Consider the following 23,253-nt stretch of genomic DNA (forward strand, 5'->3'; position numbering starts at 1 on the left):
GTCACTTCCCCTTGCCGAAGTCGGCGCGGTTGGCCCGCAGGTACAGCACGGCGAAGACCGCGCTGATGAGGATGAGGACGTTGCCCACGACGGCGCCCTGGCCGAAGTCGAGCTGGAGGAAAGACAGCTGGTACGTGACCGTGCCCAGGGTCTGTGTGGAGTCCGCGGGCCCGCCCGAGGTCAGCGCCAGGATCAGGTCGAGGATCTTCACGGTCGACATGAAGCCCAGGACGAGGACGACGGTGACGACCGGGCGCAGCATCGGCAGGGTGACGCTGCGGAAGGTCCGCCAGGGGCTCGCCCCGTCCAGTGACGCCGCCTCGTAGAGCTCGCGCGGGATCTCCTGGAGACCGCCGTAGAGGATCACCATGTTGAACGGGATGCCGATCCAGATGTTGACCAGGATCGCCGACAGCAGGGCAACGCCTGGGCTGTTCAGCCACGGCACGCCGCCTTCGGTCAGGCCGACGGCGTGCAGGGCGCTGTTGAGCATCCCGTGGTCCTGGTCGAGGATGCGCCGCCAGACGACGGCGGACACGACCATGGGCACCAGCCAGGGCAGCAGCAGGATCGCGCGGACGAAGCCGGAGAGCCGGAAGCGGCGGGAGAAGAAGACGGCGAGGGCCAGGCCGACGGTGAACTGGCCGAGCAGGGAGCCGAGCGTGAAGAGCGCCGTGTGCCACAGGGAGCCGGCGAACAGCTCGTCGGCGAAGACGGCCCGCCAGTTGTCCAGGCCGTTGAACGGGGCCTCGCCGGTGAAGTACGTCTTGGGCGTGTAGTGCTGGAAGCTCATCACGATGTTGCGGACGAGCGGGTAGCCGAAGAAGAGGGCCATGTAGGCGAGCGCGGGGGCGACGAAGAGCCAACGGAGCAGCCCGCGGCGGCGGGTGCGGGAGTCGGCCTTCGCGGGGGCGGCCGAGGAGCCGGACGTCTTGGCGGCCGGGGAGGTGGAGGCGAAGGTGCTCATGTCCGGTTCCTCACTTCCCTTTGGAGGCCTGCTGCTGGGCCCGGTGCAGGGCCTGTTCGGGACTGGTCCTGCCGGTCAGCACCGACTGGAAGGCGCCCGCGAGCGCGTCCCCGACCACCGGCCAGCGGGTGCCGACCTCGGCGGTGCGGGAGCGGGCGGTGGTGACGAGGTCGGCGAAGGCGGCGAGTTTGGGGTTCTGCTCGGCGTAGGCCCGCGCGGCGGCGGCCCGGGTGGGCACGTTGTTGACCGACTCGCCCCACTGGAGCTGGTTCTTGCGGGTGTTGAGGCAGTTGAGGATCTTCCCCGCGTTCTTCTCGCGGGCACTGTCCTCGTTCTTGGGCACCGCCATCACGGTGCCGCCGATCGGTGGGATCGCGTCCTGTCCGGCCTCGGGCACCGGGATGCGGGCGACCGCCCAGTCCACCTTCTTCTGGGCGCTGAGCACCGGTACCTGCCACGGACCGTTGATCATCATGGCGGCGCGGCCGGCCACGAACTGGTCGTTGACGTCCTGCTGGTTCCAGCTGACGACGGACTTCGAGGCGGACCCGTCCGAGACCAGCTCCTTCCAGAGCTGGAGCGCGGCCTCGCCCTTGCCGTTGTCGAGCTTCGCCTCGTCACCGCCGCCGGACCAGAAGAACGGCAGGAACTGGTACACCCCGTCGGCGTTGGGGCTGGCGCTGAAGGCCATTCCGTAGGTGCTGCCGTGGGTCATCTTCTTCGCGGCGGTCTTCAGCTCGGCCCAGGTGGTGGGCGGTTCGACCCCGGCCTCCTTGAGGAGCTCGGTGTTGTAGATCAGGGCCAGGGAGTTGACGGAGCGCGCGATGCCGTACTGGGTGCCGTCGTACGAGCCGAGGGAGGTGGCGCTGCCGGAGAATCCGGAGGTGTCGACGCCGACGTCCTTCAGCGGGCGCAGCCCCTCGGTCCCGGCGAACTGCGGCAGCTCGGACCCGTCGAGCTCCAGGATGTCGGTGAGCGACTTGGACGAGGCCATCCGGAGCGCCTTCGAGGCAACCTGGTCCGCGGGCACGCTGATCTGCTCGACCTTCAGCCCGAGGGGCTTCGCGCAGCGGTCGAAGAACTTCTGGTTGGCGGTGTGCTCGGCGGTGTCCGTGGCCGAGTTGAGCACGGTGACGGTGTCGGGGGCCGGCGTGGCGGCGCACCCGGTGAGGCTCAGTGCGACCGTGGCCACCGCCAGGCCTACGGATATGGCGGGTGGCAGTCTGCGCTCTGCGCGGGAGTGCACGAGCGGTTCTCCAATCGGGGCTGCGGCTCGGGGAGTTGAGGCTTGGGGTGTGCGGCTCGGGGGATGGTGCGCGGCCGCGCGTTGGGGGGAGAGGGGCGTCTCGCGAGCGGCTTCTTCGCTGGGGTTCGCGGCTGGGCGGCCGCCGCATCGTCGAGGCGCCGCTCAGGGATGCCTTTTCGGCGGTGTGATGGTGAGCCCGGTCGCCATCTGCGGTGCGATCAGACGGTGAGGGGGGAGGCCGGGAGCCGGATGGCTCCCGGTTTGGGTGCCGGTCGCCGTAGTGATCGCCTTGACCGCGAGTTCGACGACCGCCAGGGACATCTCCGCGACAGGCAGTTCGATACGCGGCAGGATCCGCCCGCCCAGGTCGTCGGGGAGGGTGCCGACGGGCACGACGGCGAGGTCCTCGGGGACCCGCAGCCCGGCCGCGGCCACCTCGGCCAGCAGATGGGGGAAGCGGTGCAGGTGCTGGACGACCAGCGCGGTCGGGGCATGTCGCGAGCTCAGCACTTCGCGCACGCGGCGCCGCAACACGTCCGGGTCGCTGCTGGAGGGGTGCACACGGATGTCCGCGCCGGTCTCCTTCGCGGCCCGCCGGGCACCGTCGAGGCCGTGCACGGCATAGCCGCGACGGGCCGCGATCTCGTGTTCGGCCGAGGCGAGGAACGCGATGTGCCGGTGGCCGGCCGCGGCGGTCTCGCGCAGGGCGAGGGCGACGGCGGCCTCCCAGTCGAGGTCGACCCAAGGCAGCGCCGAGTCGTCGTCGCCACGGCCGAGCAGCGCGGTGGGGAAACCGAGTTCGCGCATGGCGCCGATGCGGGGGTCCTGCTCCTCCACGGCCATCAGGACGGCAGCGTCCGCCAGTCCGCTGCCGGCCACCCGGCGCAACCCGCCGACCCCGTCCAGGTCGGTCATCAGCAGCAGGTCGTAGCCGTGGCTGCGGGCGGCGTCGCTGATGTCGATGGCGAACCGGCCGTCCACCGCCCGGTATTCGCCGGGCACGCGGGGGACGGCCAGGGCGAGGACGTCGCTGCGGGCGCTGCGCAGTGTGCGGGCGCTGGCCCGTGGGTGGTAGCCGAGCTCGGCGATGGCGGTCTGTACCGCACGCCGGGTGTCCTCGGAGATCTTGCGGGAGCCGCTGAGGACGTAACTGACGGTGCTGGGCGCGACGCCCGCCCGTTCGGCGACGTCTTTGATCGTGGCCATTCCCGCTCCTTTGCGGTGTGGTCCTGGTCGTCCTGGTTGTTCTGGTTGCTCTCGTCGTCTTGGCCGTGCTGGCTGTTCGGGTTCTGACCGCTCCGACCACGCTGTCCGCTCTGATCATCGAGTCGAATCGATTCGTCGAATCGATTCGACTGGTGGCGTGCGTGACTGTAAGAGGGCTCGGGGCGCAGGGGCAATACCCCTGCCGGAGATTGTTTGAGTTTATGTATCTGAATTCAGCTGGGGCTTTGAGGTGCGAAGCAAGTCAAATGCCCGGTTTGATGTGAGAGTTGATCGAGTACATGAACAACTTTCACTGGTACGAACTCTTGAGGGTCCCGAACGGTGGGTGATAGGCCTGTGTCACGACGACATTTCCCTTCCCTGACACCCGAGTTGTGGGTCGCCGCCGTCCACCGGCGCGCCCCCGCGACGCGCATCCGTCATGCCTGGAGGCGACACCGTTGAGAACGCCCATGTCCAGACGCACCTTCGCCCGACTCGCCGCGGTACCCGCCGTCGGCGCGCTGGTCGGGCCGCGGCCCGGCATCGCGTCGGCCGCGTCCCGGCCCGCCGCTCACCCGGCAGGGTCACGCACCGACAGCGGACGCACCGACGCCGCGCGAGCCATGCGCCGCGCGGCGGCCTTCATGGACGAGCACGTGTCCTATCGAGGCGCGTACGTCTGGAGCTATCTCCCCGATCTCTCCACCACGTGGGGGGAGATGGAGGCGAAGCGGACCATGTGCTGGGTCCAGCCGCCCGGTACGCCCAGCGTCGGCCACAGCCTCCTCGACGCCTATCACGCCACCGGTGACGAGACCTTCCACCGCGCCGCCGAGCGCACGGGCCTCGCCCTCGTCGAGGCTCAACTGCCGGTCGGAGGCTGGAACTACATCCACGACTTCGCCGGCAACGGCTCCCTGCGTGACTGGTACGCGACCATCGGCGCGAACGGCTGGCGCCTCGAGGAATTCCAGCACTACTACGGCAACGCCACCTTCGACGACGCGGGCACCTCCACGGCGGCGCAACTGATCCTGCGCCTCTACGTGGAGCGCAGGCACCCGAAGTTCAAGGCGTCCCTGAACCGTGTCATCGACTTCATGCTCAAGGCACAGTTGCGCGGAGGTCCGGCCGACGGTGGCTGGCCGCAGCGGTTCCCCGCCTTCTCCGGCGCGGTGAGCGAGATGCCCTGGCCCGACGAACGGCCCTCCTGGCTGCCCTCGGACGTCCAGCACGGCATGCAGGACGGCGACTACACCGGCCACGTCACCTTCAACGATGACGTCCTCGGCGAGAACATCAAGTTCCTGCTCATGTGCATATCGGCGCTCGGACGGCGTGACCTGACCCGGCCCGTGCTGCGCGCCATGGCCTGTCTGCACCGGCTGCAACAGCCAGGACCCCAGGCCGGATGGGGCCTGCAGCACCTCTCGCACACGGTCGGCGGCCGGCCCGCCGGCGCTCCCGCCAGCGCCCGCTCGTACGAGCCACGGTCCCTGACCACACACACCACGCAGACCAACATCCGGCAGCTGTTCCACTACTTCCGGCTCACCGGCGACCACGACTACCTGCGGCGTGTGCCCGAGGCAATCGCCTGGCTGGAGACCTGCCCGCTCACCAGTGAGCAGAAGGGGGAGAACCCGCTTCTGAAGAGCGCCACGCACCCGACGTTCGTGGAGCTGGAGACCAACCGGCCCCGGTTCGTGCACCGCTTCGGCTCCAACATCCGCAACGGCGCCTACTACTACGACCACGACCACCGCAACACACTCAGCCACTACTCCGGTGGCCGCTCCATAGACCTCCCCGGCCTCAAGGCCACCTACGACGAGCTGATGGCGCTGAGCCGCTCCGAGGTCGCCGACCTGCGCGACCGGTCACCGCTCACCCCCGGTGGATCGCAGGAGCTCCCGCGTTACTTCAGCGTTCGCGACCTCGACCTCACCGACCTGTTCCGGGGCGCCGACCCGGCCCTGCCCGAGGTGACCGAGGATCAGGCGAGCGCCCTCGTGGCCGATCTCGGTGCCAAGGACCACTGGATCACCCCGATCGGCACCACCACCAACCCGTACCTCGGCCCGGCGCCGGCCACGCCGTACGAGGGCGCGGCCTACATGAGCAAGCACGTGGGCGACTTGTACGACACCTCGCCGTACGACCCGGCCACACCGCCCGCGGAGCCGCCGTACCAGGCGCACGACAGCGCCGAGGGCATCACGACGTCCGCCTACGCCGGCAACATGGCCAAACTCATCGCCTACGTCGCCGGCTGAGACCCCACTGCCAAGGTCCTGGCCTCAGCGGGAGGTCAGGACCGGCTCCCGGCTCCAGCGGAAGACGTGGACCAGGCGCGGCTCCACGATCCCGGCGCCCGGGATCTCGCCGTCGAACCACCGGTCCACGCACGTCCAGTGGAAGGGGTGGCCGAGATACTCGCCGGTCAACCCCTGCACGTCCGCGTACTCCTGCTCCCAGACATGGGTCCAGGGGGAGGGCATGAGCGTCTGGTCCACCCTGCTCAGAGACCAGGAGCGGATGGTGGAGATGTGCTCGGGCATCGCCATGAGATCCGCTTCCAACTGCCTGACTAGAGCGCCGGGTGTGCCGGGGCGCACCGCGAGCAGCAGTGTGCGTTTCACGCGCGGGCCGCGCAGGGGCACGTACCCTCCGCGCATCGGCTCGAGAGCGACCGTGTCGAGGGGCTCCGGGAGCCCGGCCTTCGCGGCGATGTCGGCGGGATTCCGTTCCGCCGTCACGTCCCATGTGGCGCCGGTGCCGCCGAAACTGCCCGGCAGATCGGCCGCCGCGGAGCCGCCCAGGACGCCGGGCCCTGCGGCGGCCTTGCCGTACGCGTCGGTGTCGCCGTCCGGCAGTAGGGTCACCCAGCGGGTCATGACGCCACCTCCTCGCGAACACCGGCGACAGGCTCCAGCACATGACGATCGCGGTCCCTCGCGATCTCGTCCGTGTACGCCCAGAACGCCGCGACCCGAGGGTCGGCGCCGGCCGCGGCGCGCGCGGCGAAGAACGCGCCGCTGTCCGGCAGTGACCACAGGATCCGGACCGCCACGGTGTCCGGCCCCGTCCAGGCGCGCCAGAGACGCTCCTCGGCCATGCCCCGGCCCACGGCGCCCGGCAGATACTCCGCGCGCCAGCGGCGCAGCCACTCGTCGACGTCATCGGTCGCGAGGAGAACGACATCGAGTATCTGGACCCCGCTCATGACAGCTTCTCCAGTACCTCGGCCCGATACCGGTCGATCTGTTCGCGCAACGCGCCCAGACCTCGTGGGCCCGAAAGGCCGTCCGAGCCCCGGATATGCGGAGCGATGACAAGGCGCGTCGCGCCCGCCTCGACGAAACCCCGTACCCATGAGGGATCCCCGGCGCGCTCACGGTCGCAGGAGCCCGGCCACACAGTGATCTCCACGGCGTTTTCCGGACGGCCCTCCCCGCGCGCCGCCTCACGCAGCAGATCGGCCTGGCGGGCGAAGTCCTCGGGCGTGATCGTGTAGGGGAACCAGCCGTCGCCGATCCGGCCCGCGCGGCGGACGGCGGGATCACTGTTCCCGCCCAGCACCACGGGCACGGCCCCGCCGGCAGGACGCGGCAGCGAGTGCAGGTCCTCGAAGGAGACATGCCGCCCCTGGTACGAGGCGGGGCCGCTGCCCCACAGCGCGCGCATCGCGCCGACACATTCCTCGAGCCGCTGCCCCCGATCCTTGTAGGGCACGCCGACGGCGGCGTACTCCTCCTTCTGCCAGCCGATGCCGAGGCCCAGCATCAGCCGCCCGTCGGAGTGCCGGTCGATCGTCGCGGCGCGTTTGGCCAGGACCACCGGGCTGTGCAGCGGGGCGACGATCATCGCCGTACCGAACCGCAGGGAGCTCGAGGCTCCGGCGAGGAAGGCGATGGTCTCCAGCGGGTCGGGCATGGGTACCGCGCCCGAACTGCCGGGTATCCGGCCGTCGTTGGAGTACGGATAGAGCGGCTCGTACCGTTCGGCGACGGCGACGTGCTCGACCGTCCACAGTGACTCGACGCCGCACTCCTCGAGCGTGCCCGCGAGGTCGCGGAGGAAGCCACCCGAGGTGATCAGGCCGTCGGTGAACGGCGCCATCATTCCAAGTCGGAGCATGCCAGGGTTCCCTCACTTCAGCGCCATGCCGCTATACCTGTTAGGAGTGTTCCTATCAGGAATAGGTGGGGCGCGGAAGGGAGTGAACACGGAGAGGCTGGGTCAGGTCGGCAAGGAGTTCCGGACGTGTGCTCATCACGTCCGGTCGGCCCGCTGGTCAACTGTCCTTGCGTGTCCCGCTCGCCTTGATCCACGCATGGGGGGCGTAGGCCACCTCGACCCTCGTGGCGGCGGCGGGGTCCGCCTTCCATACGAGCAGCGCGCCGTCGTCGATCGAGTACGAGAACTGGCCTTCCTCGCCGTCGACGAAGTGCAGCACCTCGCCTTCGTGCTCCGAGGCCTGCCCCTCTTTGCCAAGCACTACGAGATTCACAGACATATTTCGACGTTACGGCGGCAGCGCCGTTTCCGCCCGCCGGGTACCGGCTCGCGCGACCAGGCCCCTGAAGGCCCCGCCGTCGGACTATCTGGCCAGTCGGGGCAGCAGCGAGGAGGCGGCCACGATGCCGAGCGCGGCGGCCACTGCGAGTACGGCGTAGTCCAGGGGCAGATGCGACGGTGTGCCCAGCAACAGGCCCCGTAGCGCGTCGACTTGGTAGGTGAGCGGGTTGACCCGGCTGACCGCCTGGAGCCAGCCCGGCATGAGCGCGACCGGGTAGAGGGCGTTGGACGCGAAGAAGAGCGGCATGGTGATGGCCTGGCCGATGCCCATCAGGCGGTCCCGGGTGAGGACGATGCCGGCGATGGTCATCGACAGGCAGGAGAAGAACGCCGAGCCGAGGACCACCGCGACGGCCACGCCGAGCAGGCGCAGCGGGTTCCAGGTCAGGGCGACGCCGAGGAGTGCCGCGATGACGATCACGACGACGGCCTGGATGAGTGCCTTGACCCCGGCGGCGAAGGCCTTGCCCGTGATGAGTGCCGCGCGCGGGGTGGGTGTGACCAGGAGTTTGGTCAGGATGCCGGCGTCCCGCTCCCAGATGATCATGATGCCGTAGAAGATGGCGATGAACATCGCGGACTGGGCGATGATGCCCGGCGCGAGGTAGTCGATGTAGGGGATGCCGTGGGTCGGGATCGCCTTGATCCGGGTGAAGGTCTCGCCGAACACCAGCAGCCACAGGGCGGGTTGGACCGCGCGGGTGTACAACTCGGAACGGTCGTGCCGCAGCTTCTGGAGTTCGACGGCGCACAGGGCGACGACGCGGGCGGGCGCCACGCGCCATCCGGTACGGGCCGTGGGCGGGGTGAGGAGCAGGTCGAACTCGGCCGGGTCAGCCGAGCCGGGACGCGGTGCGGCGGGTGCTGCGGACATCGCGGAAGTCACCACCTTCGTCACCATCGTTGCCGAGCCCGCGGCCGGCGACGTCGCGGAAGACGTCCTCCAAGGTCGGCCAGGGCTCATCGGATCCGGCGTTCCCGTGCCGCTCGTGCAGGTCGCGGCGGAGCCCGTCGGAGGTACCGAGAGCGTGCACGCGCCCGCGGTGCATGAGCGCGACCCGGTCGCAGTACTGGTCCGCCTCGTCCATGTAGTGGGTCGTGACCAGGACGGTCATTCCGGTGGCGCGGCGGACCGCGTTGATGTGGTCCCACACGCTGGTACGGGCGATCGGGTCGAGCCCGATGGTGGGTTCGTCGAGGATCAGCAGGCGGGGGGCGCTCACCAGGGCCTGGGCGAGTTCCAGCCGACGCACCATGCCGCCCGAGTAGGTCTTGGCGAGCCTGTCCGCGGCGTCCGTGAGGTCGACGGCGGCGAGTGCCTGGGCCACCCGGCGGGCCCGTTCGCGCCGGGAGACGTCGAAGACGCGGGCGAACAGCGTCACGTTCTCCCGCCCCGTCAGGCCGGAGTCGGCGGACAGCTGTTGCGGCACGTACCCGAGGAGCCTGCGGACCGCCATCCGCTCGGTCGCCGCGTCGTGCCCGAACACGGATACGCGGCCGCGCGCCACCGGCAGAAGCGTGGTGATGCAGCGGATCGCGGTGGTCTTGCCGGCGCCGTTGGGTCCGAGCAGCCCGAAGACCTCGCCCCGCCCGACCGTGAGATCGAGGCCGTCCACGGCCCTGGTCTCGCCGAACGCGTACTCCAGTCCGCGGCAGCAGACCGCGGGGTCCTCGCTCATGCCGGTGCGCCTCCCGGTTCTCCCTGTACTGCGTAGGGCGTTTCACCTTCTGTGCGGATGACGGGCGTGCGGTCCTCGTGCAGGCTGTCGGCGAGCTTGCGCAGGGCAGGCAGCGCCGCGGCGAGCGCGGCCCGGTCGGCCGGGTCGAGCGCCGCCAGCTGCTCCCGCATCAACGTGCCCCGGCGGATCTGCCAGTCGCGCAACCGGGCCGCGGCCACCGGGGTCGCGTACAGCAGCGCCGAACGGCGGTCCGAGGGGTCCGTCTCACGGCGTAGAAAGCCCGCCTTGACCAGTTGATTGACGAGCGTGGACACGGAGTTCCCGGCGAGACGCAGCTCCCGGGCGGCGGCCGACACACCGACTCCCGGCTTGTCGACCACCAGGCGCAGCAGCTCCACCTGGGCGCCGCGCAACGGGGGCGCGCTCAGGCCGTGCCGAAGCCTGCGCCGCGTCAGACGCTGCACGGCGGCGAGTGCGTCGGCGAAGGAGTCTGCCAGCTCGTCCGTGGCCATGGACCAATTTTAGCTCTGTGTACGAGCTAATTACAGGCCCTGTCGGGACCTCGTAGGGACCTCGTAGGGACCTCGTAGGGACCTCGTAGGGACCTCGTCGGGACCCCGTCAGGTTGGCTGCGCTCGATTTCGCCGCGGTGGCGACGGATAATCGGGAGGAAAGGAACGGGTACGCGCAGGACGCACCCCTCGCGCACGATTCCCCAGCGTCATCATCTGGCGTTACCCGAGGCGATCCGGTGGTGTCGTGCGCGCCGGAGAACAGGTCAGGAGCAGGGGGTGCTCGGCGATCATGAACTCGGCTTACCTCGAAATAGCCGCGGCGAACACGGTGGTCGCCGCCGTCGCCGCTTTCATCGGCGGCCTCTTCGTTGCGGGATCGCTGATATGGGCCGTCCAGATCGGCATGCGGGTGCGCAGGCTGGAGCTCAGGCCACCCCGGCCCGATGAGCAGCCCCGCCTTCCGGCAGGCGGCGCGGTCCACGAGATCCGGGAGATGCGGGAGCCGGATGAGCTCCCCTTGGCCAAGGACGAGAGTGAGCGCCTCTTGCCGCACGAACTCCACCATGGCGGCGGCAAGCGCAGCAGAAATCAGAAGCCCGCGACATGGGCTCCGGGATCGAGCGGAGGGTTCGGCAGCGGCGGCCCCGGTCACACGTGAGGCGTGAGCCCTCATCGCCCAAGGCAGTTGCTTGCGCGTAGCCGCGCGTCGGTGGATTCGGAGGTGGGCCGCACGATGCGGTCGCCTCCGCCACTGGCGTTGTTCCGCGCGGACTGCCGCTCGGCCCGCCGTCGCGCCCGACTGGCGACCGGCCCCGCACATCAGGTGGATCGTGCTGCACGGGTGCGACGGGCCGGCCCGTCGCACCCGTCCTCAACCGCTTTACGTGTGCTGCTCAACGGTGTCAGAGTCGACTCGACCAGCGGATGGACGCGCCTCAACCTGAGCGGCCGCCGACCTGTGCGAGCTGTCCGCCATGCCCATTCCGTCTCCCGAACATCTCAAGAAAGCCGAGGCCATGGCCATCGACCTGAACGCTCTCCGGGCCCACTTCCCCTCCCTGGGCCACGGCCTTGCCTTCTTCGACGGTCCGGGTGGTACGCAGACACCCCGCCCCGTAGCCGATGCCATAGCCGAGACACTGACCGGCCCTCTCTCCAACCGGGGAGTGGTGAGCCGCTCCGAGCTCAACGCCGAGCGCGCCGTATCGGACTTCCGAGCCGCCTACGCCGACCTGCTGAACGTGCCCGCCGAGGGTGTCGTCCACGGGCGCAGCGCCACCCAGCTCACGTACGACTTCTCCCGTCACCTCGCCAAGGGCTGGAAAGCGGGGGACGAGATCGTCCTCAGCCGCCTCGATCACGACTCCAACGTCCGCCCGTGGGTCCAGGCCGCCGAGCGCGCCGGAGTGACGGTCCGCTGGATCGAGATCGACGGAGGGAGCACGGAGCTCGACCTCGACTCGTTCGAGCGCGCGCTGTCGCCCAGGACGCGGCTGGTCGCGGTCACGGCGGCCTCGAACGTACTGGGCACCAAGCCGCCCCTGCGCCACATCGCCGACCGGGCGCACGAGGTCGGCGCCCTGGTGTACGTGGACGGGGTGCACTACGCCGCCCACCACTTGGTCGATGTGCCCGCGCTGGGCGCGGACCTGTTCGTCTGCTCCCCGTACAAGTTCCTCGGACCGCACTGCGGCGTGCTCGCGGCTGCGCCCGAACTCCTCGAAACCATCCACCCCGACAAGCTCGCGCCGTCCCCCGACACGGTGCCGGAGCGCTTCGAGTTCGGCACGCTGCCCTACGAAGTGCTGGCGGGCGCCACCGCCGCCGTGGTCTTCCTCGCCGCGCTCGATCCGGGCGCAGGGGGCACACGCAGGGAGTGGCTCGCCCATTCGCTGGCCTCCCTGCACGAGCACGAGCGGGCGCTGCGCACGCGGCTGGAAGAGGGGCTGAGCGCTCTGGGCGACGCCGTCACCCTGCACTCGAAGGCGGCCGACCGCACCCCGACCCTCCTGATGACCATCGAAGGCCGCGACGCCCGCGACGCCCAGGTTCATCTGGCGGCCCGTGACGTCCTGGCCCCCGCCGGGTCGTTCTACGCCTACGAGACCTTCACCGCCCTGAAGCTGGAGAGCCCCGCTCTGCGAGTGGGCCTGGCGCCCTACAACTCCGCCGATGACGTGGACAGGTTCCTCGACGGACTTGCGTCTTTCCTCTGACCGGCTTGTCCCGCAGGTGGCGGACCCGGAGCGGTCAGCGCTCCGGGTCGGGGGCCGTGAGCTGGAGGCCGTTCTCCCAGATCTTGTTGAGTGTCGTGACGAGCCGCTCGTAGGGGATGCGCTGGCCCATCACGAACACCATGTAGGCCATGCGGCTCACCATGACGGACAGGGCGTGCGCCGTGACCAGGGGATCCAGGCTCGTGTCGGCTTCGCCGTTCTCCTGCAGCGCCTGGATGAGCTTGGCGTTGCGGCGCGCGAAGGCGTTGCCGCGCTCGATGCGCAGCGCCATGAACTTCTCGTCGATCTGGGCCACTTGCTCGAACAGTGCCATGAGGCGCGCGTTCTTCTTGTACGCGCGCAGGTACTCGCGGTTCGACGCGTCGATGAGCTGCCGGGTGTCGGTGATCCCGGTGCGCTCGCGCAGGTGCGGATGGAGCATCTCCTCCTGCACCTGCTCGACGAGCGCCTGGAAGATCTCTTCCTTGCTGTTGAAGTACGTGTAGAAGGACCCGGAGGCGACGTGGGCCGCCTTGGAGATGTCCGTGATCCGGGCGTCCAGGTATCCGTCGCGTTCGAACACCTCGCGGGCGGCGGTGATCAGCGCGTTACGCGTCCTGACACCGCGCGCGCTGCGTGGCGTGATGGGTTGTTTCTGGCCGCCGTCTGCGGCCGGGGCCTGGGCAGCCACTGAGGTCCATCCACTCTTGTTCGATCACGTACTTCACCGGTGGCAGCGGATGTTATCAGCCGAGAGTGGAGAGGAACTCGAGAAGCGCGGCGTTCACTTCCTCGGGTCGCTCCTGCTGGATCCAGTGGCCGGCGCCGTCCAGGACGACGTGTCCGCGGAGGTCGGTGAGTACCCGGTCGAGTCCGTGCGCGGGCATGAACTTCCCCACGGGGTCCTTCGACCCGGTGACGAACAGCGACGGCTGTGTGATGAGGTGGCCGTCCAGGTGCTCGGTCAGCGTCCAGTTGCGATCGAGGTTGCGGTAGTAGTTGAGGCCGCCGGTGAAGCCGGTCTCCTCGAACGTCTTGACGTAGTAGGTGAGTTCCTCGTCCCCCAGCCACCGCGGGGGCGGCAGCTGCTCGTCGGGCTTCGCGGCCCACGTGGCCGAGTAGATCTCCCTCGTGACGAGGGTCCTGCGCACGTTCTGACTCAGTGCCCGGTCGGCGACGCCCGGCTCCTGGAACCACACGATGTAGAAGTCGTCGCCGTTGCGTGAGCGCAGGATGGGCAGCGGCGGGGCGGGGGCGCGGGGCGTCGCCGGCACGCTCATGCCGACCACGGCGCGTACCCGCTCGGGGTGGATCACGGCCATGTTCCACACCACGGAGGCGCCCCAGTCGTGCCCGACGAAGACGGCGTCGTCCGCGCCGACGTCGTCGAGGAGCCCGGCCAGGTCGGCGCAGAGCGTCAGGATGTCGTAGGCGTCGACATCGTCGGGGCGCGAGCTGCCGCCGTATCCACGCATGTCGGGAACCATGACCCGATATCCCGCCTCGGCGAGCGCGAGGACCTGGTGCCGCCATGAGAAGGCCAGCTCGGGAAAGCCGTGGCACAGGACCACGGGGGGCCTGCCGGGCCTCCCCTCTCCGTGCTCGAAGACGCGCAGGGAGATGCCGTTGGTCGTGACATCCCGTGCCGCGACGCGCTCCCAGTCGGTGATCGGCATGTGTGTCGTCATGTGCTCAGGGCTCCTGTCGTTCGCATGCCGCGCCGGCGCAAGGAACTCACGCCGGGAAGGGGCGTGTTGTAGGTGTTGAACTTGACGTTGGGTTCAAATATACATGAGGCGGGTCAGGACCGGCTGAAGAGGAGACCACGACGGTGACCGTAAGCACCCAGACAGCCCAGTCGGCGACGGTTCTGCCGGAACGGCGTGGGCCCGTGCTCGTACTGACGCTCAACCGCCCGGACCGGCTCAACGCCTGGACCGACGAGCTGGAAGCGCGCTACTTCGCACTGCTCGACGAGGCCGAGGCGGATCCTGGAGTGCGGGCGGTCGTCCTGACCGGGGCGGGCCGCGGCTTCTGCGCGGGGGCCGACATGGACGACCTGCAACAGGCCGGTGCGACGGCGGAGTCGATGGATGGCCCGATGCCGAAGAGGGAGCGCCCGCGGTGGTTCCCGCTGACGCTGCGCAAGCCCCTCATCGCGGCGGTCAACGGGGCCGCGGCCGGGCTCGGCCTCGTCGAGGCCCTCTACTGCGACATCCGCTTGAGCACACCCGACGCCAAGTTCACGACGGCGTTCGCGCGCCGCGGCCTGATCGCCGAGTACGGCATCGCGTGGCTGCTGCCGCGCCTCATCGGCCAGAGCCGGGCCATGGACCTGCTGCTCTCCGGGCGGGTGGTGCGCGGTACGGAAGCCCACGAAATGGGTCTGGTCAACAAGGTCGTCGAGCCGGACCAACTCCTGGACGCCGCGGTCGAGTACGCCACCGAACTGGCCACGTGGTCCTCACCCACATCGATGAGCATCATGAAGCGGCAGGTGCTCCAAGCGCTCGACACCGACTTCGTCACGGCCGCCGACGCGGCGGACGCGCTCATGCCGGAGGCCTTCCGCCGGCCCGACGCCACCGAGGGCGTCACCAGCTATCTGGAGGGCCGCGCGCCCGCATTCCGCCCCCTCGACCCCAAGTGAGCACGGAAGGTCGCCCCGCATGACCAACGCTGCCGCACCAGTGTGGAACCACGCCTCGTCCACACCCGACCGCATCGCCCTTTGTGGGGAGGAGGGCGAGGAATGGACCTACGGCCGGCTGCGCGAGCGCGCCGCCGCCGTCGCGGGCCGTCTGCGGGAGCAGGGTGTGGGCCCCGGCGACAGAGTCCTGCTCGTCGCGCCCTCCGTGCCCGAGTTCGCCTTCGCCTACTACGGGATCCTCGCCGCCGGAGCCATCGCCGTCACCGCCAACACCATGTCTCCGCACCGGGAGTTGGCGTACATAGCGGGCGACGCCGAAGTGTCGCTCGTGCTGGGCTGGCACGCGATCACCCCGGCACCCAAGAAGGCAGCCGACGAACTGTCCCTGCCGTACGGGGAGTTGCTGCCCGGGCTCACGGACATGGGGCCGGCCGAGGCCTCCGCGCTCCTCGGCGCGCACCCTTGTCAGGACGACGAGACAGCCGCTCTCCTCTACACCTCCGGCACCACAGGCAGGCCCAAGGGTGCCCAGCTCACCCACGGCAATCTCAACGCGTGCGCGGCGGTCTTCTGCGACGTGCACGCCATCACCGCCGACGACTGCGCCGTGACGGGCCTGCCCCTGTTCCACGTTTTCGGCCAGGCGTGCGTCATGGCCACCACGATGCGCGCCGGCGGCAGCCTCACCCTCCTCGAACGCTTCCACCCGTCGACCATGCTGGCCGTGATCCGCCGCGACCGGCCCACCTTCATCGCGGGCGTACCCACCATGTGGAACGCCCTCCTGCGCACCGCCGACGACACGGACGCCGACTTCACAGGCCTGCGCCTCGCGTCCTCCGGCGGCGCCTCACTGCCGGTGGAGGTGATGCGCGCGTTCGAGGAGCGGTTCGGCTGCGCCATCGTCGAGGGGTACGGCCTGACCGAGACCACCGGCGCCGCCACCTGCCACCTCGCGGGCCGCCCGGCGAAGCCAGGACACGTGGGACGGGCCCTGCCCGGCTGCGCCATCTCCGTACGGGACGACGACGGTCAGGAACTGCCACCCGGCCAGGTCGGCGAAGTACACATCAAGGGCCCCGTCGTGATGAAGGGCTACTGGAACCGGCCCGATGCCACCGCCGAGGCCCTGCGCGACGGATGGCTGCGCACCGGCGACCTCGGCGCCACGGACGACGACGGGGACCTGCGCATCGTCGACCGCAAGAAGGATCTCGTCATCCGCGGCGGCTACAACGTCTATCCGCGCGAGGTCGAAGAGGTCCTGTACGAACACCCCGACATCGTCGAAGCGGCCGTCATAGGAGTCCCCGACGAGTTCTACGGCGAAGAGGTCGCGGCGGTCATCGCGGTACGGCCCGGTGCCCGCCTCGGCGTGACCGAACTGCGCGCCTGGGCCAAGGAACGCCTCTCCGCCTACAAGGTGCCCCATCTGGTCGCCGTCGTGGACGAGCTGCCGAAGGGAGCGACCGGGAAGATCCTCAAGCGCGCGATCGATCCGGCCCTGCTGAAGGCGGACGCGGGCACGGCGGACGCGGCCGAGCCGACACGGCGGGACTGAGCAACCGCGCCCCCTGGAACACCTCGAACCAGTGACGGGACACACGCATGACGACGACACACGCACCTGCCTACGCCCGCGAGACCTGGCAGACGCTCGAGCCGTACCACGGCGCGGTCTACTTCTCGCCCGAGGCGCACGCCGCCTACGCGGCTCTGGGAGTGGAGAGCGGGCCCGGATACTTCGCCTCCCGTGCGGCGGCCCTGGGCCCGGTCGCACCGGAAGTCGTGATCGCCACCTTCTACAACTTCAACCCGAAGGCCGTACGGGCGGCGCTCCCCGCCGCCTGGCGCACCGCTCCGCCCGAGGAATTCCTCGCCGCACGGCTGGCCGGCATCGACGCGACTCTGCGCAGGATCCTCGGGGCCGGGGTTCTCGCGTCGGAAGAGCTGCGGCGGGCGGCGGAACTCGGCAGGCGAGCCGCGGAATCCACGCCCGCATACCTGCACGGCCGGCCCCTGTTCGCCGCGCACGCCGCACTGCCCTGGCCCGACGAGCCGCATCTGGTGCTGTGGCATGCCCAGACGCTGCTGCGTGAATTCCGGGGAGACGGCCATGTGGCGGTGCTCCTGGACGCCGGGGTGAGCGGCATCGAGGCGCTGGTCGCCCATGCGGCGGCTGGGCCGGTGGGGGCCGAGGCCCTGCGGACGACGCGCGCCTGGTCCCCGGATGATTGGACCGCGGCGGTCGAGGGGCTGCGTACGCGGGGGTGGCTCGCGAGCGGGCCCGAGCTGGCCTTCACCGCCGAGGGGAAGGAGTGGCGATCGGCCGTGGAGGAGGCCACGGACCGGCTTGCCGCGGCGCCCTACACCGCCCTGGGGCAGGACGGCTGCGCCGAGCTGCGTGACCTGGTGCGGCCCTGGAGCCGGTCCCTGGCAACGGAGTTGATGCCATGGGCCGCAGCGCGACTGAAGGGCTGACGGGCACTCCGCGGGTCGGCCCTCCGTGGCGCGAGCCATTGAAGTTGACGCCGGATTCATTTACGGTGCAGGGGCCTGAGGAGAGCCGGTCGAGCAACTGAACAGGAGAGTTCGTGCAGATCAACGGGAAAGTCGCGATCGTCACGGGAGCGGCGGGCGGCATCGGCGCCGCCATCGCCCAGCGCCTCCTGGAACACGACGCTCAAGGCGTCCTGCTGACGGACCTCGACGCCGGTCGCCTGGAGGCGACGGTCAAGCTGCTGGCCGCTTCGCACGGCGAGCGGGTCGGGGGAGTGGCGGGCGATGCCGCGTCGACGGCGGATCTGGAGGGGATCGTCGAGGCGGCCGAGGAGCGGTTCGGACCGGTCGACCTGTACTTCGCGAACGCCGGGGTCGGCGGTGGCGCGGGGCTCGACGCGAGCGAGGAGGAGTGGAGCCGGTCGCTCGACGTCAATGTGATGGCGCACGTGCGTGCCGCGAAGCTGCTGGTGCCACGCTGGGTCGAGCGCGGCGCCGGCTACTTCTTCAGTACGGCCTCGGCCGCCGGGCTGCTCACGCAGATCGGCTCGGCGACGTACGCCGTCAGCAAGCACGGCGCGGTGGCGTTCGCCGAGTGGCTCTCGGTGACGTACGGGGACAGCGGGGTGCGGGTGAGCTGCCTGTGCCCGCAAGGAGTCGAGACCGAACTGCTCATGTCCGGCGCCCGGTCGGAGGACCCGGTCGAACGCGCGGCGGCACGCGCCGTGCTGGACTCCGGCGAGCTGCTGCGGCCGCTCGACGTCGCCGACCACGTGATGGAGGCGGTCGGGGACGAACGGTTCCTCGTCCTGCCGCACCCGCAGGTACTCGACTTCTACCGCCGCAAGGGCAGCGACTACGACCGGTGGCTGCGCGGCATGCGGCGCTACCAGGACGCGGTGAAGTGACCTGGCGCGGCCCATCGACGGTGTGCACCGCCCGTGCCTGACGACGGCGGAACTCGCGTGGACCTCGCGCCGGGCGGCCGTCGGTGACACCGTAAAAGACATGACCGTTGGAGGATTCGTGTTCGAGCTGTCCCGCGGCCCGGGCGCCGTATGAAGTCCGTCGACGCCCGCACCGGGGCGCCGGCGGGCACCGGTCTCGGCGCGCTCGCCCGATGGCTGGGCGAGCGGGGCGAGCACGTGACCGGTCCGCTCACCGCCCGGCGCATCGGCCTCGGCCAGAGCAACCTCACCTACCGCGTCGACGACGCCGACGGCCACTGCTGGGTGGTCCGCCGTCCGCCGCTCGGCAACCTGCTTCCCACCGCCCACGACATCGGGCGCGAACACCGCATCCTGGCGGCACTCACCGGCACCCAGGTCCCCGTACCCGCCGTGGTCGGCCTGTATGACGACGACGGCGTGCACCACCTGGTGATGGAGCACGTCGACGGGATCGTGCTCGACGGCCTGGACGTGGCCGAGGCTCTGCCCACTTCGGTACGTGCGGGCCTGGGGCCGTCGCTGACACGCACCCTCGCCGCGATCCACGCGGTGGACCTGGAGAAGACCGGCCTGCACGACCTCGCCAGTCACCGGCCTTACGCCGAAAGGCAGTTGAAGCGATGGTCCCGGCAATGGGACCAGAGCCGCACCCGCGATTTGCCCGCCCTCGACCGGCTCACCGAGCTGCTCCACCGACGCGTCCCCGAGCGGCAGAACCTCGTCCTGGTCCACGGAGACCTGCACGTGCGCAACGTGATCTGCTCGCCGGACACCGGCGCCGTACGCGCCGCGCTCGACTGGGAGCTGTCGACGCTCGGCGACCCGATGGCCGACCTGGGAACCCTGCTCGCCTACTGGCCCGAGCCCGGCGAAGTCCCGGCGGATCGCCCCGCCCTCGGCGTCACGGCACTGGACGGCTTCGCCCGACGCGACGAACTCATCCAGAGCTATGCCGCGTCGAGCGGCCGCGACATCGGGCCGGAGCTGGCCTTCTGGCACGTACTCGCCGTGTGGAAAGTGGCGGTCATCGGCGAAGGCGTCCTGCGACGCGCCCTCGACGAGCCACGCAACGCCGCGGCGGGCGGCCCGCCCAGCACCGCCTACATCGACCAGATGGTCGACCACGCCTGGGCACTGGCCACCCACCACGGCCTCTGACACCGCGCCACGCCCCGCCGACCCATCGCCCGATTCAAGGAGAGCCACCCCATGTCGTACGTCGTCATCGCCACCATGATCGCCAAGCCCGGCCAGGAGGAACTCGTCGAGAAGACACTGCGGGAGGCCGCCGCCGATGTGCACGCGGAGCCGGGGTGCGCCCGCTGGGCCCTGCACCGCAAGAGCGGCACCACCGGCCACTTCGTCATGGTCGAGAAATGGGAGTCCAAGGAAGCGCTCCACACCCACGGCAAGGGCGCCGCGCTCGCCGGGATCGGACGCGCCCTGAAGGACGCGTTGGAGGCACCGGCGGATGTCGCCGTATTCGACGCACTCCCGGCGGGAGACGCCGAGAAGGGCGCGCTGTAGACACACGCGATCGCGCCGGCCACTCAGTGGTCCGTACGTGCTGATGGCTCCGTTGCCCGTGACAGGCGGTACGGGCAACGGAGCCGTTCAGAATCTCTCGGACCTCCTCGGACCCGTCAGAGCACCTCGAAGAGGCCGGCGGCCCCCATCCCGCCGCCGATGCACATGGTGATCACCACATGGCGGACACCGCGCCGCCGCCCCTCCACGAGCGCGTGGCCGACCAGGCGAGCCCCGGTCATGCCGTAGGGATGGCCGACCGCGATCGCGCCGCCGTCGACATTGCACCGGTCGGGATCGATGCCGAGCGCGTCCCGGCAGTGCACCGCCTGCGAAGCGAACGCCTCGTTGAGCTCCCACAGGCCGATGTCGTCGACCGAAAGCCCGTGTTCCTTGAGGAGCTTGGGGATCGCGAACACGGGCCCGATGCCCATCTCGTCGGGCCCGCATCCGGCCACGGCCATACCGCGGTACGCCCCGAGTGGCTCGAGCCCGCGCCGCTCGGCCTCCGCGGCTTCCATCAGGACCGATGCCGACGCCCCGTCCGAGAGCTGGGACGAATTGCCCGCCGTCACCGTCGAGACGGCTCCCGCGGCGCCGTCCGGCAACACCGCCTTCAACGTGCCGAGACCGTCAAGGGTCGTCCCGGGCCGATTGCCCTCGTCCGCGGTGAGCGTGACCTGCTCCCTGCGCACCTCGCCGGTCGCCTTGTCCTGCACGATCTTGGTTGTGACCAGCGGCACGGTCTCGGCATCGAACCGGCCCGCCTCCTGCGCGGCGGCCGTCCGCGTCTGGGACAGCAGCGCGAACGCGTCCTGCCGCTCACGGCTGACCCCGTACCGCTCCGCGACGATCTCGGCGGTCCGCAGCATCGGAAAGTACAGGTCCGGGCGGTGCTCGGTGAGCCAAGGGTCCTGCGCACGATAGGAGTTGGCGTGTTCGTTCTGCACGAGCGAGATGGACTCCGCGCCACCGCCCACGGCGATCTGCATGCCGTCGTGGACGATCTGCTTCGCCGCCGTGGCGATGGCCATGAGCCCCGACGAGCACTGCCGGTCGATCGTCATGCCGGGCACGGAGTCGGGTATCCCGGCGCGCAGAATCGCCTGCCGTGCCAGGTTGAAGCCGCTGGCGCCCTGCTGCGCGGCGACGCCGATGACGACGTCCTCGATCTCACCGCCCTCCAGGCCGGCACGCTCGACGGCGGCCGCGAGCGCATGGGCCGTGAGCTCCTGCGGCTGTGTGTCGTTGTAGGCGCCGCGGTAGGCCTTGGCGATGGGGGTGCGGGCGGTCGAAACGACGACGGCTTGCCTCAAGGGTGCTCCAGGTGTCTGTTGAGCCGTTCGGCATGTGGTTGGGCAACTGCGGTTCGGGGGAGAGGCGTTGAGGGTTGTCCCTACCGCTGAGCGGCACGGTCTCGTCAGTCTCTGTATGTGAGCATGTCGGTATTGACGTCGGGTTCAAGTCCTACTGAGCGTGCCGTCTGCGGCAGATGGCGTCAAGCGGTGAGGTGATCCGGTCCAGATATTGAAGCCGGATTCATCTTCGAATACCGTCGTCGGCGTCCCCGGACTCCAGGAGCTGTCATGACCGAGACCACGGCACAACTGCGCCCGACGACCGTCGAAGATCTGGTGAACCTGATCGGCACGGAGATCGGCCCGACCCAGTGGCACACCGTGACACAGGAACGGATCGACGCCTTCGCCGACCTCACCGGCGATCACCAGTGGATCCACGTCGATCCCGAGCGTGCGGCGCAGAGCCCGTTCGGATCGACCATCGCGCACGGCCTGTACAGCCTGTCGCGCGGTCCGCGCTTCATGGAGGAGCTGATGGCGTTCGACGGCTTCGCGCACAGCCTCAACTACGGCTACAACAAGGTTCGCTTCATTCATCCCCTGCCGGTGAACTCGCGTATCCGGATGCGCGGGACCTTCCTGTCGGTCGACGTGGTGAAGCCCGGACAGGTCAACGTCGTGACGCAGATGACCATCGAGGCGGACGGCGTCGACAAGCCGATCGTCGTCGCCGAGTCGATCGGCCGTTTCACCGAGCACGCGCAGGGCGAGGGTGCGGCGTTGGGGGCGACCGTGTGAGTGCCCGAGCAGGTGGGCGACTGCCGTGCCGTCCGGTCCGGTTGTGTCGAAACGGTATCCGGTGCGTGGCTACGCAGAAGAGGGATCAGCAGCCCGGACGCCGACGTCGGCGCGGCGGCCGGCCGGCCGGCCGGCCGACTGTGACTGTGTGCGGTACGAGTCGGACCCCCTAGGCCGTCCACTCCCGCAACAACTGCTCCCGCTGTGAGCTCCGAGGCGATCCGCCCTCCCGTGTGCGGCCCCATGCCGACATCGCCGCCAGCGTCGTCTCCCTCGTCGCGGCGCCCTGCGTGAGGCGGGACAGCAGCGTGAGGGAGAGGTCGACCTCGGGCTGGGGGTAGCCGACGGCCGCGGCGACGTAGGCCGCCAACTCGTTGGCGCCGTCGGCTGATTCCACGCGCACGGTCATCAGGGGCGGGGCGTCGTCGAGGCGGCCGGAGCTCACGGGCAGCGCCAGCTCCGTCACCGCGCTCAGGGCCAGATCCTTGACCACGCCGACCCGCCGCATCAGGGACTTCACCGGGATGTCCGTCACCGTCAGGGCGGTCACGTCCTCCCACAGATGGAGGCCGGACTGTCTGTCGCCGAGGCCCACCACACCCTCGGGGGTCAGGCGTACTCCAGGAGCCAGACCGGACGGCTTCGCGCCCACGTACACGTCGCCCTCGGCGATCCAGAACAGCCCCACCATGGCCATGGTTGCTCACTTCCCCCGACGACGGCGTGGCCGTCGTGTCACTTCTCAAACGATCAGGTCGTCCACCGTAACGCGTGCTGCGGAGGGGAAGTTCGCCGCGCTCGACCTGCGCCACCAAGAACTGGTCCCGCGCCTGTGCCGCGAGCGCGCGGCCGCCGGGGACGCGGTGGTCGTCGTCCTCCACGACCTGACCCTCGCCGCGGCCTACGCCGACCGCACCGCCGTGCTCCACGACGGCCGCGTCGCCGCCACCGGCACTCCGTCCGAGGTCTACGACGCAACGCTCCTCGGCGACGTGTACCGCCAGCCGGTCGAGGTCCTTGCCCATCCCCGCACGGGCACTCCCATCGTCATCCCCTGCCGCAACCGCTGACGCTGGGGAGGTGTCGCGGCGCCCGCCGCAGCGGTGCGGCGGGAC

General features: G+C 70.0%; 24 protein-coding genes and 1 pseudogene. 11 read left to right on the forward strand and 14 right to left on the reverse strand.

Going from position 1 to position 23,253, the window contains the following annotated elements:
• Position 1: 1 nt before the first annotated feature.
• The 3 genes from LGI35_RS41785 to LGI35_RS41795 form a co-directional block, all read right to left on the reverse strand.
• The gene (locus LGI35_RS41785) at positions 2 to 967 is read right to left on the reverse strand and encodes a carbohydrate ABC transporter permease (protein ID WP_227299644.1); all 966 of its coding nucleotides are present in this window, start codon (positions 965 to 967) and stop codon (positions 2 to 4) included.
• Between the two features lie 10 nt (positions 968 to 977).
• Positions 978 to 2,213 (reverse strand): sugar ABC transporter substrate-binding protein, encoded by a 1,236-nt coding sequence (locus LGI35_RS41790; protein ID WP_227299645.1) that lies wholly within the window; start codon positions 2,211 to 2,213, stop codon positions 978 to 980.
• 162 nt (positions 2,214 to 2,375) lie between these two features.
• Complete coding sequence (locus tag LGI35_RS41795; RefSeq protein ID WP_227299646.1) at positions 2,376 to 3,419, reverse strand: LacI family DNA-binding transcriptional regulator; 1,044 nt, start codon at positions 3,417 to 3,419, stop codon at positions 2,376 to 2,378.
• Positions 3,420 to 3,892: 473 nt separating this feature from the next.
• On the opposite strand from LGI35_RS41795, the gene LGI35_RS41800 reads away from it, so the two are divergent.
• Positions 3,893 to 5,698, forward strand: coding sequence for a pectate lyase (locus tag LGI35_RS41800; RefSeq protein WP_227299647.1), 1,806 nt, complete (start codon positions 3,893 to 3,895; stop codon positions 5,696 to 5,698).
• A 24-nt stretch (positions 5,699 to 5,722) separates the two neighbouring features.
• On the opposite strand, the gene LGI35_RS41805 is transcribed toward LGI35_RS41800, so the two are convergent.
• From LGI35_RS41805 to LGI35_RS41835, 7 genes are all read right to left on the reverse strand, one after another.
• Positions 5,723 to 6,319 (reverse strand): Dabb family protein, encoded by a 597-nt coding sequence (locus tag LGI35_RS41805; protein ID WP_227299648.1) that lies wholly within the window; start codon positions 6,317 to 6,319, stop codon positions 5,723 to 5,725.
• Positions 6,316 to 6,648, reverse strand: coding sequence for a hypothetical protein (locus LGI35_RS41810; protein WP_227299649.1), 333 nt, complete (start codon positions 6,646 to 6,648; stop codon positions 6,316 to 6,318). Before LGI35_RS41810 ends, LGI35_RS41805 begins: the two co-directional genes overlap by 4 nt.
• The gene (locus LGI35_RS41815) at positions 6,645 to 7,562 is read right to left on the reverse strand and encodes an LLM class F420-dependent oxidoreductase (protein ID WP_227299650.1); all 918 of its coding nucleotides are present in this window, start codon (positions 7,560 to 7,562) and stop codon (positions 6,645 to 6,647) included. Before LGI35_RS41815 ends, LGI35_RS41810 begins: the two co-directional genes overlap by 4 nt.
• 157 nt (positions 7,563 to 7,719) lie before the next feature.
• Positions 7,720 to 7,941 carry a hypothetical protein gene (locus tag LGI35_RS41820; RefSeq protein WP_227299651.1) on the reverse strand — a complete coding sequence of 74 codons (222 nt, stop codon included), beginning with the start codon at positions 7,939 to 7,941 and terminating at the stop codon, positions 7,720 to 7,722.
• A gap of 84 nt (positions 7,942 to 8,025) precedes the next feature.
• Positions 8,026 to 8,877, reverse strand: coding sequence for an ABC transporter permease (locus LGI35_RS41825; RefSeq protein ID WP_227299652.1), 852 nt, complete (start codon positions 8,875 to 8,877; stop codon positions 8,026 to 8,028).
• On the reverse strand, positions 8,837 to 9,682 hold the full coding sequence (locus LGI35_RS41830) for an ABC transporter ATP-binding protein (protein WP_227299653.1): 846 nt from the start codon (positions 9,680 to 9,682) through the stop codon (positions 8,837 to 8,839). The genes LGI35_RS41825 and LGI35_RS41830 overlap by 41 nt, the downstream gene beginning before the upstream one ends.
• The gene (locus LGI35_RS41835) at positions 9,679 to 10,194 is read right to left on the reverse strand and encodes a MarR family winged helix-turn-helix transcriptional regulator (RefSeq protein ID WP_227299654.1); all 516 of its coding nucleotides are present in this window, start codon (positions 10,192 to 10,194) and stop codon (positions 9,679 to 9,681) included. The genes LGI35_RS41830 and LGI35_RS41835 overlap by 4 nt, the downstream gene beginning before the upstream one ends.
• A gap of 292 nt (positions 10,195 to 10,486) precedes the next feature.
• On the opposite strand from LGI35_RS41835, the gene LGI35_RS41840 reads away from it, so the two are divergent.
• Both LGI35_RS41840 and LGI35_RS41845 read left to right on the forward strand, forming a co-directional pair.
• Entirely contained in the window at positions 10,487 to 10,855 is a 369-nt protein-coding gene (locus tag LGI35_RS41840; RefSeq protein WP_227299655.1) for a DUF6479 family protein, read from the forward strand.
• Positions 10,856 to 11,213: 358 nt separating this feature from the next.
• Positions 11,214 to 12,413, forward strand: coding sequence for a cysteine desulfurase-like protein (locus tag LGI35_RS41845; RefSeq protein ID WP_227299656.1), 1,200 nt, complete (start codon positions 11,214 to 11,216; stop codon positions 12,411 to 12,413).
• Positions 12,414 to 12,447: 34 nt separating this feature from the next.
• Here the strand turns inward: LGI35_RS41845 and LGI35_RS41850 are convergent, their stop codons facing one another.
• Together LGI35_RS41850 and LGI35_RS41855 are read right to left on the reverse strand one after the other, a co-directional pair.
• The gene (locus LGI35_RS41850) at positions 12,448 to 13,104 is read right to left on the reverse strand and encodes a TetR/AcrR family transcriptional regulator (RefSeq protein WP_227299657.1); all 657 of its coding nucleotides are present in this window, start codon (positions 13,102 to 13,104) and stop codon (positions 12,448 to 12,450) included.
• A gap of 55 nt (positions 13,105 to 13,159) precedes the next feature.
• The gene (locus LGI35_RS41855) at positions 13,160 to 14,101 is read right to left on the reverse strand and encodes an alpha/beta fold hydrolase (protein ID WP_227299658.1); all 942 of its coding nucleotides are present in this window, start codon (positions 14,099 to 14,101) and stop codon (positions 13,160 to 13,162) included.
• 143 nt (positions 14,102 to 14,244) lie between these two features.
• Between LGI35_RS41855 and LGI35_RS41860 the strand changes: the two genes are divergently transcribed.
• The 6 genes from LGI35_RS41860 to LGI35_RS41885 all read left to right on the forward strand — a co-directional run bounded on the left by LGI35_RS41860 (position 14,245) and on the right by LGI35_RS41885 (position 20,039).
• Positions 14,245 to 15,063, forward strand: a complete 819-nt coding sequence (locus LGI35_RS41860; protein ID WP_227299659.1) for an enoyl-CoA hydratase-related protein — start codon at positions 14,245 to 14,247, stop codon at positions 15,061 to 15,063.
• Between the two features lie 19 nt (positions 15,064 to 15,082).
• Positions 15,083 to 16,624, forward strand: a complete 1,542-nt coding sequence (locus LGI35_RS41865) for a long-chain-fatty-acid--CoA ligase (protein ID WP_227299660.1) — start codon at positions 15,083 to 15,085, stop codon at positions 16,622 to 16,624.
• A gap of 47 nt (positions 16,625 to 16,671) precedes the next feature.
• Positions 16,672 to 17,544 carry an SCO6745 family protein gene (locus LGI35_RS41870; protein WP_227299661.1) on the forward strand — a complete coding sequence of 291 codons (873 nt, stop codon included), beginning with the start codon at positions 16,672 to 16,674 and terminating at the stop codon, positions 17,542 to 17,544.
• A 113-nt stretch (positions 17,545 to 17,657) separates the two neighbouring features.
• Positions 17,658 to 18,470, forward strand: a complete 813-nt coding sequence (locus LGI35_RS41875) for an SDR family oxidoreductase (protein WP_227299662.1) — start codon at positions 17,658 to 17,660, stop codon at positions 18,468 to 18,470.
• Positions 18,471 to 18,620: 150 nt separating this feature from the next.
• Positions 18,621 to 19,670 carry a phosphotransferase family protein gene (locus LGI35_RS41880; protein ID WP_227299663.1) on the forward strand — a complete coding sequence of 350 codons (1,050 nt, stop codon included), beginning with the start codon at positions 18,621 to 18,623 and terminating at the stop codon, positions 19,668 to 19,670.
• A 51-nt stretch (positions 19,671 to 19,721) separates the two neighbouring features.
• A complete protein-coding gene (locus LGI35_RS41885) occupies positions 19,722 to 20,039 on the forward strand; it encodes a putative quinol monooxygenase (protein ID WP_227299664.1) in 318 nt (105 codons plus the stop codon).
• Positions 20,040 to 20,155: 116 nt separating this feature from the next.
• Here LGI35_RS41885 and LGI35_RS41890 read toward each other — a convergent pair whose 3' ends face one another.
• The gene (locus LGI35_RS41890) at positions 20,156 to 21,355 is read right to left on the reverse strand and encodes an acetyl-CoA C-acyltransferase (protein ID WP_227299665.1); all 1,200 of its coding nucleotides are present in this window, start codon (positions 21,353 to 21,355) and stop codon (positions 20,156 to 20,158) included.
• A gap of 270 nt (positions 21,356 to 21,625) precedes the next feature.
• Here LGI35_RS41890 and LGI35_RS41895 point away from each other — a divergent pair, with 270 nt between their 5' ends.
• On the forward strand, positions 21,626 to 22,138 hold the full coding sequence (locus LGI35_RS41895) for a MaoC family dehydratase (protein ID WP_227299666.1): 513 nt from the start codon (positions 21,626 to 21,628) through the stop codon (positions 22,136 to 22,138).
• 169 nt (positions 22,139 to 22,307) lie between these two features.
• On the opposite strand, the gene LGI35_RS41900 is transcribed toward LGI35_RS41895, so the two are convergent.
• A complete protein-coding gene (locus tag LGI35_RS41900; RefSeq protein WP_227299667.1) occupies positions 22,308 to 22,835 on the reverse strand; it encodes a hypothetical protein in 528 nt (175 codons plus the stop codon).
• Positions 22,836 to 22,929: 94 nt separating this feature from the next.
• Between LGI35_RS41900 and LGI35_RS41905 the strand changes: the two are divergent.
• Positions 22,930 to 23,208 (forward strand): annotated as a pseudogene (locus LGI35_RS41905) (hemin ABC transporter ATP-binding protein); the annotation flags it as partial.
• Positions 23,209 to 23,253: the final 45 nt, after the last annotated feature.

Source organism: Streptomyces longhuiensis (genome assembly GCF_020616555.1).
Lineage (GTDB): Bacteria > Actinomycetota > Actinomycetes > Streptomycetales > Streptomycetaceae > Streptomyces > Streptomyces longhuiensis.

Coding starts and splice junctions, on each gene's coding strand:
- LGI35_RS41785 (WP_227299644.1), bottom strand. CDS start 967: ATGAGCACCTTCGCCTCCACCTCCCCGGCCGCCAAGACGTCCGGCTCC.
- LGI35_RS41795 (WP_227299646.1), bottom strand. CDS start 3,419: ATGGCCACGATCAAAGACGTCGCCGAACGGGCGGGCGTCGCGCCCAGC.
- LGI35_RS41800 (WP_227299647.1), top strand. CDS start 3,893: ATGTCCAGACGCACCTTCGCCCGACTCGCCGCGGTACCCGCCGTCGGC.
- LGI35_RS41805 (WP_227299648.1), bottom strand. CDS start 6,319: ATGACCCGCTGGGTGACCCTACTGCCGGACGGCGACACCGACGCGTAC.
- LGI35_RS41810 (WP_227299649.1), bottom strand. CDS start 6,648: ATGAGCGGGGTCCAGATACTCGATGTCGTTCTCCTCGCGACCGATGAC.
- LGI35_RS41815 (WP_227299650.1), bottom strand. CDS start 7,562: ATGCTCCGACTTGGAATGATGGCGCCGTTCACCGACGGCCTGATCACC.
- LGI35_RS41820 (WP_227299651.1), bottom strand. CDS start 7,941: ATGTCTGTGAATCTCGTAGTGCTTGGCAAAGAGGGGCAGGCCTCGGAG.
- LGI35_RS41825 (WP_227299652.1), bottom strand. CDS start 8,877: ATGTCCGCAGCACCCGCCGCACCGCGTCCCGGCTCGGCTGACCCGGCC.
- LGI35_RS41830 (WP_227299653.1), bottom strand. CDS start 9,682: ATGAGCGAGGACCCCGCGGTCTGCTGCCGCGGACTGGAGTACGCGTTC.
- LGI35_RS41835 (WP_227299654.1), bottom strand. CDS start 10,194: ATGGCCACGGACGAGCTGGCAGACTCCTTCGCCGACGCACTCGCCGCC.
- LGI35_RS41840 (WP_227299655.1), top strand. CDS start 10,487: ATGAACTCGGCTTACCTCGAAATAGCCGCGGCGAACACGGTGGTCGCC.
- LGI35_RS41845 (WP_227299656.1), top strand. CDS start 11,214: ATGGCCATCGACCTGAACGCTCTCCGGGCCCACTTCCCCTCCCTGGGC.
- LGI35_RS41855 (WP_227299658.1), bottom strand. CDS start 14,101: ATGACGACACACATGCCGATCACCGACTGGGAGCGCGTCGCGGCACGG.
- LGI35_RS41865 (WP_227299660.1), top strand. CDS start 15,083: ATGACCAACGCTGCCGCACCAGTGTGGAACCACGCCTCGTCCACACCC.
- LGI35_RS41870 (WP_227299661.1), top strand. CDS start 16,672: ATGACGACGACACACGCACCTGCCTACGCCCGCGAGACCTGGCAGACG.
- LGI35_RS41880 (WP_227299663.1), top strand. CDS start 18,621: ATGAAGTCCGTCGACGCCCGCACCGGGGCGCCGGCGGGCACCGGTCTC.
- LGI35_RS41885 (WP_227299664.1), top strand. CDS start 19,722: ATGTCGTACGTCGTCATCGCCACCATGATCGCCAAGCCCGGCCAGGAG.
- LGI35_RS41895 (WP_227299666.1), top strand. CDS start 21,626: ATGACCGAGACCACGGCACAACTGCGCCCGACGACCGTCGAAGATCTG.
- LGI35_RS41900 (WP_227299667.1), bottom strand. CDS start 22,835: ATGGCCATGGTGGGGCTGTTCTGGATCGCCGAGGGCGACGTGTACGTG.